Here is a 12,284-nt window from a genome sequence, read left to right on the forward strand (position 1 = left end):
TCCGCCAGCAGCGCATGCGCCCGGTCCTGCTGTCAGCCGCCGAGCATCGCCGCCGTGCCGGGGCCGGGCAGCGGGGCAAGCGGCAGCACCGGGCCGGGCAGCGGCGTGGCCAGCGCCAGCAGCGCCCAATCCGCCCCGGCCGGGCCGCCGCGCCGGGGGTCGGAGCCCGGCCCCAGCCGCAGCGCCGCGCCGCGCGCATGGGCGGTGAAGTCGCCACGATCATAGCCCGCCAGCACATGCACGCGCCCCGGCTGCACCACCCGCCCGGTCAGCCGCGCCACCAGGCAATGCGCCGCCGTCAGCACCCGGTCGGGCGCGATCAGCACGCCGGTGCAGCGGCCGCCAGCCTCGGTCTGCACCCGCACCAGGCTGGACCAGGGCGGCGCCGCCACCGCCACCGGCCGCCGTGCCGCCGTCTCGCCCAGCCCAGGCAGCGGGGTCGCGGGCGCGGCGCCCAGGGCCAGCAGCAGGGCCAGTAGCACGGCTAGCAGCAGGGCCGATCCTCTCGGCCTCATCGGCGGGCCGGCAGCCGATGGATCAGCGCCGCCACCAGCAGGGCCAGCGCCGCCAGCAGCCAGGGCACCACCGCCGCCCCCGCAAGGTCGGCCGCAAGCCCCAGCAGGGCCGGCAGCACCGCCACGCCCAGCATCGCCGCGGCGACCTGCAGCCCGACCGCCTGCGCCGCCGCGGCGGCACCCAGCCGTGCCGGGGTGCGCGCCATCACCGTGGGGTAGATCGGCGCCAGGGCGAGGCCGAGCAGGGCCAGCGCCGGCAGGTCGGCGAGGCCGCTGGCGAAGGCCAGCGTGGCCAGGCAGGCGACCGGCGCCAGCAGGCGGAGCAGCCGGTCCGGCCCGATGCGGTCGACCACGAAGCCAAGCCCGATTCGCCCCCCGGTCAGCGCGGCGAAAAACAGGGTGGCGGCGGCAGCGCCCTCGGCCGGGCTGGCGCCGCGGCCGGCGGTCAGGATGGTGGCCGCCCATTGCCCGGCGCCGGCCTCCAGCCCGGTATACAGGAAGAAGATCGCCACCTGCAGCCGCGCCACCGGGTTGCGCAGCACGGTCCAGGCGCCGTGGCGGGGACCCTCGGCGCGGGCCTCGCCTTCGGCCCAGCGGCGCCGTGTCAGCAGGAAGCCCAGGGTCAGCGCGGCGAGCGCCAGCCCGACCAGCAGGAAGCCGGCCTGCCAGCCATGCCCGGCCGCCAGCAGCGCGGCGGCGGCGGCAGGGCCGATGGTGGCGCCCACGCCCCAGAAGCCGTGCAGCCAGTTCAGGTGCCGCGGCTGGAAGCGGGCGGCGGCGAAGGCGTTCATCGCCGCATCCACCGCCCCGCTGCCGGCGCCCAGCAGGGCCGCCAGGGCGATGAACAGCAGGAAGGGCGGCGCCGCGGCTTGGCCCAACACCGCCACCGCCGTCGCCGCCAGGCTGACCACCAGCAACAGGCCGATCCCGAGCGCCGCGGAAAGCCGGGCGGCGAACAGGCCGGCCAGCACATAGCCGCCCGCATTGGCGGCCAGGATCACCCCGAGCCCGGCATTCGGCACGCCGTAGAAGGGCCGCAACGCCGGCCACAGGCTGCCCGGCATCGGGTCCGGCAGGCCCAGGCCGATGAAGGCGAGGAAGGCGAGGGCGAGAAGCGGCACGGGCCTTCAGGGCCTGGGCAACGGCACGCCGTCACGCGTGGTGAAGGGGGCGGGGTCGTCATGGGGCGGCGCCCGCAGGTCGATGTCCGAATAGCTCGCATCGTCGCCCGGGATGCGGCTGCCGACCTCCAGCACCAGCGCCTCCGCGGCCGAGAGGTTGCGGAGGTGGTGGCCATCCGCCTCGCCGGCACAAAAGCCTGCGGCATCCCCGGCGCGCAGCACTTCAGGGCCGGAATCGGTGACCAGCGTCACCTCGCCGGCCAGGACGAAGACGAATTCGTCGGAGCCCTTGTGCCAGTGGCGCTGGCTGGACCAGGCGCCCGGCGGCAGGCGCAGCAGGTTGACGCCGAACTGCGTCAGCCCTGCCGCATCCCCCAGCCGCCGCCTTTCCCGCGCCCGGCAGGGCAGGTCATGCGGCGGCGGGTAGGCTGAGCCGATGACGGGGGCAACGAGGGCCGGGTCGATACGCCGTGCCATGCCGATCTCCTTCCGCTTCTCCGCGGCAGCGATACAGCATGGCGCGGCCGGCGTCCCTGGGCGCGCCCGGCTCAGTGGCGGTGCATCGCCGCCGCCGGGCCGCGGGCGCCGGCGGCCTGCACGGCCAGCCGGACCTGCATCGTGCCGGCCTTCTCGAACACCAGCGTCACCGGCACGGTTTCGCCGGTGTTCAGCGCCTGGGTTAGGTCGATCAGCATCAGATGCAGGCCGCCCGGCTGGAGCGTCACCGTCTCGCCGGGCGGCAGGTCGATCGCCTCCACCGGGCGCATCCGCATGATGCCGTTCTCACGCAGGTGGGTGTGCAACTCCACCGTGCGGGCGGCGTCGGCGCGGGCGGAGACCAGCCGGTCCGCCGTGCTGCCGGTGTTGCGGATGGTCAGGAAGCCGGCGCCGACGCGCCCGGCGCCGGCGGCGCGGCTCCAGCCGGCTTCGATGCGCAGCGGCCCCTGCGTCACCGTCTCGGCGGCGGCGGGCAGGGCGAGGAGCAGCAGCGCGCCGAGGCCGGCGCGGCGCGGAAAGCGGGTCATGGCGGTGCTCCTCAGGCCAGCAGGTCGAGGCTTTCGGCGCCGAGGCCGGCGCGCCCCTCGATCCGCCCGGCAAGCCGGGCGAGGTTGGCGGCGATGCGGGCGCCGGCCACCGGGTCGCCGCTGCTGCAGGTGGCGTTGGCGATGCTCAGCGCCCGCTGCATGGCCATGGTCTCGGCCGGGGTGGCATGGGCGAGGGCGGCCTGCAGCGCGTCCCGCGCCGGGGCCAGCGCCCCGTCGCAGACGGCGGACAGATGCGCGTCCATCGCCTCCGGGTCGCAGGCGGCGGCCTGGCGGGAGAACAGGGTGCCGGTGGCCACCGCGGCGGCGGCCAGCTTCAGGAAGCGGCGGGTATGGGTCATGGCGCTGGGCTTCCTCAGTTGCGCGGCGCCAGGCGGAGCGCCGGCGCGGGGTGGCGGTAGTCGGTGATGCGTCGGCCCGGCTGCGGGATCTCGGTCCAGGCGGCCTGCGCGCCGCCGGGGCAGTCCTGCACCACGGGGATGTAGAGCAACTCGCCCGGCGTGTTGGGCAGGCGCAGGCGGACGACGAACTCGTCATAATGCGCGCTGTCGAGCGACCCGCCTTCCCAGATGATCTCGGCCAGCGGCGCGCTGGCGCCGTGGCCGGCGCCGGCTTCGCCGCGGGCCACGGTGCGCAGGGTCCAGCCCGGCTTGGGCATGGGCTGGGCCACGGTGACGCCTTCCGGCACCCGGACGGTGAAGCGGATGGTGGGGGCGCCGTCGCAGCCATGCGGCACGCGGAAGGTGGCGCGGTAGTAGCTGTTGGGCGCGGCCTGCTGGACTTCCAGCGTGACATGGGCGCGCGCGGGCGATGCGGCGCAGAGCGCCGAGGCGGCGAGAACCGCCGCGAGGAAGCGTTGGGACATGAGTTTTCCTGATGGCTGAACGGGCAGGGACCGGACGGCATCAGGAGGTCGGCGGGGCCCTCGGCGGCGGCTGGCAGCGGGGCGGCGGGGCGGGGTTGGGCGTGCTCGGCGGCGGCGGGGCCGGTGTCTGCACCAGCAGCAGGGGCGGCAGCAGCCCGACTGCCGGCGGCGGCGTGGTGGCGGCACCGACGCCGCTGCACACCGGGCACAGCATCTGCGCCGCGGGGTGGTCCGCCGGCGGCTGCGTGCCATCCGGCTGGAAGACCTCGGCCAGGCTGAGCTGGCGGATCCCGTCCGGCGTGCAGATCGGGATATCCAGGCCGGCATGGTGCGCGCCATCCGGCGAGGCCATGCGCAGGCAATGGCCGAAGGCGGTGCCCCACTGCAGCAGCAGCAGGAGGACGACGAGCTTCGTCAGGGCGGGGCGGAGGCGCACGCGGTTTCATACCACCGTGCCGGGCCGAAACGGAAGCGGCGCGCAACCCTTCCGGATTGCGCGCCGCCGGGTGTCACCCCAGGAAGGGGGGCGTCAGTCGCTGTTCTGGCGCACGCCCATGAACTGGAGCAGCAGCTGGAACAGGTTGACGAAGTTCAGGTAGAGGCCGAGCGCATCGAACACGCTGCGCTTGCCGGCCTCGTCCGTGCCCTCGGCATAGGCGAACTCAAGGTAGTCGGACTTGATCCGCTGCGTGTCGTAGGCGGTGAGGCCGACGAACACGACCACGCCGATCACGCTGATGGCGAACTGCAGGGCCGAACTGCCGATGAACATGTTCACCAGGCTGGCGATGATGATGCCGATCAGGCCCATCATCATGAAGCTGCCCATCTTCGTCAGGTCGGCCTTCGTCGTGTAGCCGTAGAGGCTGATCGCGGCGAACATGCCGGCCGTGATGAAGAAGGTGCTGGCGATGGAAGCGCCGGTGTAGATCGCGAAGATGTTGGACATCGACGCGCCCATCACGGCGCAGAAGGCCCAGAACAGCGCCTGCGCGCTGGTCTTGCTCATCCGGTTGATGCCGAAGCTCAGCACCAGGATGAACGCCAGCGGCGCGAACATCGCGGCCCAGCCGAGAATGGTCGGCACCGTCGCGTTGCCGCGCGGCGTCCGCACCACCTGGTAGAACAGGCTGGCGATGTCCGGGTTGGAGGCGATGAAGTAGGCCACGATGCCGGTCAGCAGGAGGCCGGAGGCCATCCAGTTGTAGACCCGCAGCATGTAGGCGCGCAGGCCCGCATCGATCGCGGCTGCGTCGACGCCCGCGGACCGCCCAAAGGGCTGGGTCCAGGCCGACGTGCCCGTCTGATAGCGGTTGTCGGGACCGAGAGCCATGGTCGAGAGATCTCCTGGCGGACGAGGGTTGGGGCCGTCCGCGACGGCCCATTATATGGAGTTTATGTAATCCGTATCAACCGGCCTCTGCGCCCGCTGATGCAGGATCTGGCCGAGTTCCGTGAAGTTTCGCCGCATCAGGCGGCGCCGTCGCGCCAATACCCCTGGTGCGGCACCGCGCCTTCCTCCTCCAGCAGCGGGCCCAGCACTGCCACCGGCTCCGCCGCCGTCTCCAGCACCGCGCGGCAGGACAGGGACAGGCCGGCGGTGTGCGGCTGGGCGTTGCGCAGGTGCAGGATGGCCGCGGCCGAGAGACCGTATACCACACGTCCGATTCCTGCATAGAAGATGGCGGCCGAACACATCGCGCAGGGCTCGCCCGAGGAATAGATGGTGGCGCCCCGCAGCGTGGCGCGCGGCACCGCGGTGGCGATCACCGCCTGGCAGGCATTCATCTCGCTATGCGCCAGCGTGCCGCCGCCGCCGGCGCCCTGGGTGGACAGGCCCTCGGCCAGCGGCGTGCCATCCGCCGCCACGATCACCGCGGCGAAGGGGCGGTCGCCGCGGGCGCGGGCCTCTCCGGCCAGGGCGAAGGCATGGCGCAGGCGGGCGAGGTCGGGCGGGGTCGGCTGCATGGGCGGCATCACGCCATCATCTCATTCGTTCCGCAACAGCGGCGCGGGCCGCACGCGCAGCGCCAGCGCGGTGCCGACATAGCCCAGCCCCAGCGTCAGCAGCACGCAGCCCAGGACCGTCAGCCCCAGGGTGCCGGGCAGGAAGACCCAATCCGCCCGCATGACAAAGCGCACCACCGCCCAGCTGGCGGCGGAACCGGCCGCCGCCGCCAGCAGCCCGGCCACCAGGCCGAGCAGCCCGAACTCCACCAGCCAGGCGCGGCGGATCTGGCCGCGGGTGGCGCCGATGGTCTTCAGCACCACCGCATCGCGCACCCGCGCCCGCTGCCCCGCCGCCACCGCGCCGGCCAGCACCAGCATCCCCGCCAGCAGGGTGACGGAGGAGGTGGCCTGCAGCGCCACGCCGATGCGCGCCAGCAGCCCGGCCACCGCTTCCAGCGCATCGCGCACCCGGATGCCGGAGATGTTGGGGAAGGCGTCGGTCAGCCGGCGCAGCACCGCGGGCTCCGCCGCTTCGGCCGCGCGTACCGTCGCGATGTGGGTGTGCGGCGCGGCGGAGAGCAGGCCGGGGGAGGCCACCAGGGTGTAGTTGATGCCGAGCCCGCGCCAGGGGATTTCCCGCAGCGAGGCGACCCGCAGGTCGAGGTCGCGGCCCAGCACGTTCACCGTGATGACCGAGCCGATGCGCACCCCCCAGCCGGCGGCGAGGTTGGCGTCGAAGGAAACCAGCGGCGGCCCCTGATAGTCGGCGGGCCACCATTGCCCGGCCGCCAGCCGCGTGCCCTCCGGCGGCGTCGCCGCATAGGTCAGGCCGCGATCGCCGCGCAGCGCCCAGCGGGTTTCCTCCGTCGCCTGCACCTGGTCCGCCGGCACCCCGTCCACCGTGACGATCCGGGCGCGCAGCGAGGGCACGCTGCGCACCTCGCTCACCGAGGGCAGGCTGGTGGCCAGTTCGGTGAAGCGATCGGCCTGGTCGGACTGGATGTCGATGAAGAAGAAGCTGGGCGCGGCCGCCGGCATCTGGTCGGAGAGCTGGCGGCGCAGATTGCCCTCGATGGTGGCGATGGCGGCCAGGGTGGTCAGCCCGATGCCCAACGCCACCAGCATGGTCGGCGTCGGCGCGCCGGGGCGATACAGGTTGGCCAGCCCCAGCCGGAGGCTGGGCCGGCGGATGCCGCGCAGGCTGCGGGCGAAGGCCATCAGGCCGGAAGCGCCCAGCCGGAACAGCAGCAGGGTCAGCGCCGCACCGGCGCAGAAGCCGAGGGCGAAGCGCGGCTGCTCCGCCGTGCCCACGACCAGCCCCACCAGCGCCAGCCCCGCCAGCCCGGTCGCCAGCATGATGGGGCGGGACGGCCAGCCGGGATTGGCGGTGATCAGGTCGCGGAACAGCGCCGCGCCGGGGATGCGCTGCGCCCGGCCGAGCGGCCAGAGCGAGAAGGCCAGCGCCGTCAGCAGCCCGTAGAGCGCCGCCAGCGCCAGCGGCGCCGGATAGACGCCGAGCCGCGGCGGCACCGGCAGCGCGCCGGCCAGCGCCTGCGCGGCCAGCCAGGTCAGGCCGAAGCCGGCGACGAGCCCGATGACGATGCCCGCGACCGCCAGCACCAGCACCTGGATCAGGTAGGTGGACAGGATCACGCCGGCGGGCGCGCCCAGGCAGCGCAGCGTCGCGATGGTGCGGCCGCGGGCCTCCAGCCAGGCGCGCACGCCGGTCGCCACGCCGATGCCGCCGACCAGCAACGCGGTGAAGCCGGCCAACACCAGGAAGGCGGCGGCGCGATCCAGGAAGCGGTTCACCCCTGGCTCCGCCTGGTCCGCCGTGCGCACCCGCCAGCCGCCATCGCCCTGCGCCGCCCGGAACTCCCGCGCGAAGCGGCGCACATCGGTGCCCGGCGGCAGCCGCAGCCGCGTGTCATAGGACACCAGGCTGCCGGGCTGGATCAGCGCCGTCGCCGGCAGCGCCTCTGCCAGCACCAGGGCGCGCGGGCCGAGCACGGCGGGGCTCGCAACCCGGTCCGGCTCCTCCACGATGGTACCGGCGAACACCAGCCGGGCCTCGCCGAGCCGGATCTCGTCGCCGGGCGAGACCCCCAGCCGTTCCACCACCGAGGCTTCCAGCGCCACGCGGTGCCGCCCGGCCCGGGGGGCGCCGGCCTCGGCGGCCCCAGGCTCGGGCGCCAGGCTCGCCCCAGGCGGGTCCAGCCGCAATGCCCCGTAAAGCGGCCAGGCGGCGTCCACCGCCTTCAGCTCGACCAGCGCCCGCTCCCCGGAAGGAGCGATGGCCATGGCGCGCATCTCCACCACCTCGGAGGTGGCGGCACCGCGCGCCTGCGCCCATTCCAGCGCCGCCTCGGGCAGCGGGCGATAGGTCACCCGCACCTCGACATCGCCGCCCAGCAGCTTGGCGCCATCCGCCAGAAGCCCGGCTTCCGTCGCCGCGCGCAGCGTGCCGACGGCGGCGATGGCGGCCACGCCCAGCGCCAGGCAGGCCAGCACGATTCGCAGCTGGCGGAAGCCGCCGCGCAATTCCCGGCGCGCCAGCAGCGCGCCCTGCCGCAGATCGGCGAGCATCGCGGTCATTCCGCGGCCAGCTTCAGCGCGGCGGTGTCCTCGACGATGCGGCCATCCTCCATCCGCACCTGCCGGCCGCAGCGTTCCGCCAGCAGCGGGTCGTGGGTGATCAGCAGCAGCGTGGTGCCGAGCCGGGCGCGCAGCCCGAACAGCAGGTCCATCACCATGGTGCCCGTGGCACGGTCCAGATTGCCGGTCGGCTCATCCGCCAGGATCAGCCGCGGCTCCGCCACCACGGCACGGGCCAGGGCGACGCGCTGCTGCTCGCCGCCCGACATCTGGCCGGGGTAGTGGTCCAGCCGGTGGCCGAGGCCGACTTCCGCCAGCGCCGCGGCCGCGCGCTCGAAGGCATCCCGCCGGCCGGCGAATTCCAGCGGCATCGCCACATTCTCCCGCGCCGTCATGGTCGGCACCAGGTGGAAAGCCTGGAAGACGATCCCCACCTCGTCGCGGCGGAAGCGGGCCAGCGCATCCTCGTCCAGCGCCCCCATATCCCGCCCGGCCACCGTCAGGCGCCCGGCGCTGGGCGTCTCCAGCCCGGCCAGCAGCATGAGGAGCGATGTCTTGCCCGAGCCCGATGGCCCCACGATCCCCACCGCCTCGCCTTCCGCGATACGGAGATCCACGCCGCGCAGCACCTGCACGGGGCCGGAGGCGGCGCGCGCGGTGAAGACCAGGCCGGCGGCGTCGATCAGCGGCTTGCTCACGGGGCAGGGATCCTTCGGGGCCGGAGAACTGAAGCCGGTTTCATATGGGCGCCGCGCTGCACTGCAAAAGGCGGCGGCAGGTTTCGCACTGTTGCTGTCGGCAACCGGGGCGGCGGCCCAGGCCCGGGCGGAGGGCCGCGAGATCCGGCTGCTGATGCTGGGCGATTCGATCACCGCCGGCTATGGGCTGGCGCGCAGCGAGGGGCCGCCGGCGCAGATCCAGGCCCTGCTGCGGGCAAGGGGGCGCCAGGTCCGCGTGCTGGATGCCGGCGTGTCCGGCGACACCACGGCAGGGGGCCGCGCCCGGCTGGACTGGGCGCTGGCGGACCGGCCGGATGCGGTGATCGTGGCGCTTGGCGGCAATGACGCGTTGCGCGGCCTGACGCCGGCGCAGATGCGCGCCAACCTGACCGACATCCTGGACCGGCTGCAGGCCCGCGACCTTCCGGTGCTGCTGGCCGGCATGATCGCGCCGCCCAATCTCGGCGCCGATTATGGCCGCGAATTCGCCGCGGTGTTCGCCGACCTCGCCGCGGCGCGACCGGGGCTGGTGTTCTACCCCTTCCTCCTGGAGGGGGTGGCCGGCGACCCGGCGCTGAACCAGGCGGACCGCATCCACCCCAACCCGCGCGGCGCCCGGATCCTGGCCGAGCGGATGCTGCCTGCCATCGAAACGCTACTGGACCGCGTGCCGGCTTCGGCCCCAGGCTGAACCCGCCCCGGAGTCGCGGAGCGCCCGACCATGCTGCGTCTGTTCGTTGCCCTGGCCCTGCCCGCGGAGGTGAAGGCCCAGCTCGCCGCCCTGGCGGGGGGCATCCCCGGCGCCCGCTGGGTGCCGCCGGAGAACTACCACCTGACGCTGCGCTTCATCGGTGAGATCGAAGCCTGGCAGGCGGAGGAGGTGGATGCGGCGCTGGCCGGCATCCGGGCGCCCCGCTTCGACCTGGCGCTGGCCGGGATCGGCACCTTCGAGAAGGGCGGCCGCATCCAGTCCATCCACATCACCGCGGAACGCACCGAGGCGCTGACCCGGCTGCAGGCCAAGGTGGAGACGGCGCTGCAGCGGGTGGGGCTGGAGCCGGAGCGCCGCCGCTTCGCCCCGCACGTCACCCTGGCGCGGACCGACAAGGCGGAGACGCACAAGCTGATCGGCTTCATCCATGCCCACAGCCTGTTCCGTTCCCCACCCGTGCTGGTGGAGAATTTCACCCTGTTCTCATCCTACCTCGGCAAGGAGGCGGCGCATTACGTGCCCGAGGTGGAATACGAGCTGAGCTGAGGCGGGCCTGCGCCCGCCCCCGTTCCACGCCGGCCCCGGGTCTCAGGCCGCCTTGAGGAAGGTCAGCAGCTTCTCGGAGGCCGCGGCCTTGTCGGTACGGTCGATGGCGGCGAGTTCCGCGGCCAGGCGGTCGAGCGCCTGTTCGTAGATCTGCCGTTCGGAGAAGGACTGGTCCGGCTGCCCGGCATTGCGGTGCAGGTCGCGCACCACCTCGGCGATCGCCAGCGGGTCGCCGGAATTGATCTTCGCCTCGTATTCCTGGGCGCGGCGGGACCACATGGTGCGCTTGATGCGGGCGCGGCCGCGCAGCACCTCCAGCGCCTCGTTCATCTGTTCCTCGGTCGCCAGCTTGCGCAGGCCGGAGGAGGCGGCCTTGTTCACCGGGACGCGCAGCGTCATCCGGTTTTCCTCGAAGGTGACGATGATCACCTTCAGGGATGTGCCGGCCACCGGCATTTCCTCGATCCCCTGCACCTGGCCGACGCCATGGGTGGGGTAGACGACATGGTCGCCGGGCTTGAATTCCACCGGCGGGCCCTTGGGCTTGGGCGGCGGCGGCGGGCCGGCCTCGTCATCCGGCTCCGGCGGGCGCGGGCCGCCGCGGGGGGGGAAGGTGGGGGGGCGTGGGGCGTTGGCTGGCATGGCGTGTGGCCGGCCGGGGGCGCGCGCATGGGCACCCAGGGCCGGGCCCTGAACGGGAGGGGGCGTGACGGCGGGGCTGCTGCCCTTCGCGGTCTTGCCGGTGGCCGTGGTCTCGGCCGGGCTGGCAGGCTTGGCGCCGTCGCCGGGTTTCGCCTGGGCGGTTTGCTTCATCTAGCCACCCGATTCTGCATCCCTTGCCGACCGCGGTCCCCTGCCGGGGCAGCGGGCGGGCCGGAACTGGGCATGTCATGGACCCGATGGGCGGAGCTGCGGCGGATCTTCGCGGCGCATCCCGATCCCATTGATAAGATAATGCATTGGCGCGGGAATTGCCACCCCCGGGCGGGGTTTGCCGGATTCCGCCCGCCGCGCGGTCAGGGCTTGCCCGGCGCCGGGTCGAACAGCGCCTTCTTGCCGGGCTTGTCCTTCCACTCCTCCGCATCCGCCGGCGCCTCGCCCTTGCGGGTGATGTTCGGCCATTGCGTGGCGTAGGTGCGGTTCAGCTCCACCCAGGGGGTGGCCTTGTCGTCGCTGTCCGGCAGGATGGCTTCGGCCGGGCATTCCGGCTCGCACACGCCGCAATCGATGCACTCATCCGGATGGATGACCAGCATGTTCTCGCCAACGTAGAAGCAGTCCACCGGACAGACCTCCACGCAATCCATGTACTTGCACTTGATGCAGTTCTCGGTGACGACGTAGGTCAACTGCGCCTCCGGCGGGGATGCGGCGCCGCGCCCGGCGGCGGCCTCGCGACCGCGTCATCGCCCTGACGCAGCCCGCCCCAAATGGCCCAGCGATGCGCGCATGGCAAGGCGCTGCATCGCATCATCATGGATCCGAGAGGTCCTCGTACAGCAGCCTGGCCTCCACCGGCGGGCCGCGGCGATCCGCCAGGGCCTGCACGCGCCAGACACGCACCTGGCCGGGCAGGGCGAGGGTGAGCACATCGCCGGGCCGAAGCTTGTAGTGCGGCTTGTCGGTGGTCTGCCGGTTCACGCGGACGCGGCCGATGGCAACGTGCCGGGCGCATTCCGCCCGCGTCTTCGCCAGCCGCGCGCACCAGAGCCAGAGGTCGAGTCGCTGGAAGGCGGCCTCATCCCCTGGCGCCATCCCTCAATCCTTGCGCAGCTTGAGCTGGGCGAGCACCGCGAAGGGCGAATCCGGCTTGGGGCCGGAAGACCATTCGCGCGGCGCGCCGCTGCGGTCGCCCCGGTCGCGGTCGCCCCGGTCGCGGTCGTTGCGGTCGCCCCGCGGGTAGCGGTCGCCGCCCGGCTTGCCGCCGGGGCCACGATCCGGCCCACGATTCTGGCCGCGATCCGGACCACGATCCGGACGGGGCGGCCCGCGCTCGTCACGCCGCGCCTCCTGCGGCGCCCCTTCCGGACGCGGCGCCCGGTCACCAGGGGGACGGTCGGCAGCGGGACGGTCGCCGAGCGGGCGGTCGCCGGGCCGGTCGTTCGGGCCGCGCGGGAAGCGGCGCGGGCCGTCATGGCGGGGCCGATCCTGGCGCGGCGCTTCCGCACCCGTGGCCCCGGCCTCGGCCGGCGGGCGCGCATCGGGCCGCGGGTCGCGG

General features: G+C 73.8%; 16 protein-coding genes and 1 pseudogene. 2 read left to right on the plus strand and 15 right to left on the minus strand.

What is annotated here, in order from left to right; genetic code table 11:
• Window positions 1-32 precede the first annotated feature (32 nt).
• From HEQ75_RS26445 to HEQ75_RS26495, 11 genes are all read right to left on the minus strand, one after another.
• Complete coding sequence (locus HEQ75_RS26445; protein ID WP_168035124.1) at window positions 33-515, minus strand: trypsin-like serine peptidase; 483 nt, start codon at window positions 513-515, stop codon at window positions 33-35.
• Window positions 512-1,636: an MFS transporter gene (locus HEQ75_RS26450; RefSeq protein ID WP_168035125.1), complete on the minus strand. Its 1,125-nt coding sequence runs from the start codon at window positions 1,634-1,636 to the stop codon at window positions 512-514. The genes HEQ75_RS26445 and HEQ75_RS26450 overlap by 4 nt, the downstream gene beginning before the upstream one ends.
• Window positions 1,637-1,642: 6 nt before the next feature.
• Window positions 1,643-2,113 carry a cupin domain-containing protein gene (locus HEQ75_RS26455; protein ID WP_168035126.1) on the minus strand — a complete coding sequence of 157 codons (471 nt, stop codon included), beginning with the start codon at window positions 2,111-2,113 and terminating at the stop codon, window positions 1,643-1,645.
• Between the two features lie 71 nt (window positions 2,114-2,184).
• The gene (locus HEQ75_RS26460; protein ID WP_168035127.1) at window positions 2,185-2,661 is read right to left on the minus strand and encodes a copper chaperone PCu(A)C; all 477 of its coding nucleotides are present in this window, start codon (window positions 2,659-2,661) and stop codon (window positions 2,185-2,187) included.
• Window positions 2,662-2,672: 11 nt separating this feature from the next.
• Window positions 2,673-3,020, minus strand: a complete 348-nt coding sequence (locus HEQ75_RS26465) for a hypothetical protein (protein WP_168035128.1) — start codon at window positions 3,018-3,020, stop codon at window positions 2,673-2,675.
• A 14-nt stretch (window positions 3,021-3,034) separates the two neighbouring features.
• Window positions 3,035-3,544, minus strand: coding sequence for a YcnI family protein (locus HEQ75_RS26470; protein WP_168035129.1), 510 nt, complete (start codon window positions 3,542-3,544; stop codon window positions 3,035-3,037).
• Window positions 3,545-3,584: 40 nt separating this feature from the next.
• A complete protein-coding gene (locus HEQ75_RS26475) occupies window positions 3,585-3,980 on the minus strand; it encodes a DUF2946 family protein (RefSeq protein WP_168035130.1) in 396 nt (131 codons plus the stop codon).
• 93 nt (window positions 3,981-4,073) lie between these two features.
• Window positions 4,074-4,877 (minus strand): Bax inhibitor-1/YccA family protein, encoded by an 804-nt coding sequence (locus tag HEQ75_RS26480; protein ID WP_168035131.1) that lies wholly within the window; start codon window positions 4,875-4,877, stop codon window positions 4,074-4,076.
• A gap of 137 nt (window positions 4,878-5,014) precedes the next feature.
• Window positions 5,015-5,512, minus strand: coding sequence for a nucleoside deaminase (locus tag HEQ75_RS26485; RefSeq protein WP_168035132.1), 498 nt, complete (start codon window positions 5,510-5,512; stop codon window positions 5,015-5,017).
• Between the two features lie 21 nt (window positions 5,513-5,533).
• Window positions 5,534-8,089, minus strand: a complete 2,556-nt coding sequence (locus HEQ75_RS26490; protein ID WP_235962143.1) for an ABC transporter permease — start codon at window positions 8,087-8,089, stop codon at window positions 5,534-5,536.
• Window positions 8,086-8,787, minus strand: coding sequence for an ABC transporter ATP-binding protein (locus HEQ75_RS26495; protein ID WP_328734966.1), 702 nt, complete (start codon window positions 8,785-8,787; stop codon window positions 8,086-8,088). The genes HEQ75_RS26490 and HEQ75_RS26495 overlap by 4 nt, the downstream gene beginning before the upstream one ends.
• 91 nt (window positions 8,788-8,878) lie before the next feature.
• Between HEQ75_RS26495 and HEQ75_RS26500 the strand changes: the two genes are divergently transcribed.
• On the plus strand, window positions 8,879-9,499 hold the full coding sequence (locus HEQ75_RS26500; RefSeq protein WP_235962144.1) for an arylesterase: 621 nt from the start codon (window positions 8,879-8,881) through the stop codon (window positions 9,497-9,499).
• A 30-nt stretch (window positions 9,500-9,529) separates the two neighbouring features.
• Window positions 9,530-10,066, plus strand: coding sequence for an RNA 2',3'-cyclic phosphodiesterase (thpR, locus tag HEQ75_RS26505; RefSeq protein WP_209318793.1), 537 nt, complete (start codon window positions 9,530-9,532; stop codon window positions 10,064-10,066).
• Window positions 10,067-10,108: 42 nt separating this feature from the next.
• Here the strand turns inward: thpR and HEQ75_RS26510 are convergent, their stop codons facing one another.
• The 4 genes and pseudogenes from HEQ75_RS26510 to HEQ75_RS26525 all read right to left on the minus strand — a co-directional run.
• Window positions 10,109-10,879 (minus strand): CarD family transcriptional regulator, encoded by a 771-nt coding sequence (locus HEQ75_RS26510; RefSeq protein WP_235962145.1) that lies wholly within the window; start codon window positions 10,877-10,879, stop codon window positions 10,109-10,111.
• Window positions 10,880-11,082: 203 nt separating this feature from the next.
• Complete coding sequence (gene fdxA, locus HEQ75_RS26515; RefSeq protein WP_168035135.1) at window positions 11,083-11,415, minus strand: ferredoxin FdxA; 333 nt, start codon at window positions 11,413-11,415, stop codon at window positions 11,083-11,085.
• 124 nt (window positions 11,416-11,539) lie between these two features.
• Window positions 11,540-11,821, minus strand: a complete 282-nt coding sequence (locus HEQ75_RS26520) for an RNA-binding S4 domain-containing protein (RefSeq protein ID WP_168035136.1) — start codon at window positions 11,819-11,821, stop codon at window positions 11,540-11,542.
• A 3-nt stretch (window positions 11,822-11,824) separates the two neighbouring features.
• Window positions 11,825-12,284: pseudogene (locus HEQ75_RS26525) on the minus strand (hypothetical protein); the annotation flags it as partial.

The organism is Falsiroseomonas selenitidurans, from assembly GCF_012103215.1.
Lineage (GTDB): Bacteria > Pseudomonadota > Alphaproteobacteria > Acetobacterales > Acetobacteraceae > Falsiroseomonas > Falsiroseomonas selenitidurans.

What these genes read in the sequence shown, in the direction of transcription:
- HEQ75_RS26445 (WP_168035124.1), bottom strand. Translation starts at nt 515, where the DNA reads ATGAGGCCGAGAGGATCGGCCCTGCTGCTAGCCGTGCTACTGGCCCTG.
- HEQ75_RS26455 (WP_168035126.1), bottom strand. Translation starts at nt 2,113, where the DNA reads ATGGCACGGCGTATCGACCCGGCCCTCGTTGCCCCCGTCATCGGCTCA.
- HEQ75_RS26460 (WP_168035127.1), bottom strand. Translation starts at nt 2,661, where the DNA reads ATGACCCGCTTTCCGCGCCGCGCCGGCCTCGGCGCGCTGCTGCTCCTC.
- HEQ75_RS26465 (WP_168035128.1), bottom strand. Translation starts at nt 3,020, where the DNA reads ATGACCCATACCCGCCGCTTCCTGAAGCTGGCCGCCGCCGCGGTGGCC.
- HEQ75_RS26470 (WP_168035129.1), bottom strand. Translation starts at nt 3,544, where the DNA reads ATGTCCCAACGCTTCCTCGCGGCGGTTCTCGCCGCCTCGGCGCTCTGC.
- HEQ75_RS26480 (WP_168035131.1), bottom strand. Translation starts at nt 4,877, where the DNA reads ATGGCTCTCGGTCCCGACAACCGCTATCAGACGGGCACGTCGGCCTGG.
- HEQ75_RS26485 (WP_168035132.1), bottom strand. Translation starts at nt 5,512, where the DNA reads ATGCAGCCGACCCCGCCCGACCTCGCCCGCCTGCGCCATGCCTTCGCC.
- HEQ75_RS26490 (WP_235962143.1), bottom strand. Translation starts at nt 8,089, where the DNA reads ATGACCGCGATGCTCGCCGATCTGCGGCAGGGCGCGCTGCTGGCGCGC.
- thpR (WP_209318793.1), top strand. Translation starts at nt 9,530, where the DNA reads ATGCTGCGTCTGTTCGTTGCCCTGGCCCTGCCCGCGGAGGTGAAGGCC.
- HEQ75_RS26510 (WP_235962145.1), bottom strand. Translation starts at nt 10,879, where the DNA reads ATGAAGCAAACCGCCCAGGCGAAACCCGGCGACGGCGCCAAGCCTGCC.
- HEQ75_RS26520 (WP_168035136.1), bottom strand. Translation starts at nt 11,821, where the DNA reads ATGGCGCCAGGGGATGAGGCCGCCTTCCAGCGACTCGACCTCTGGCTC.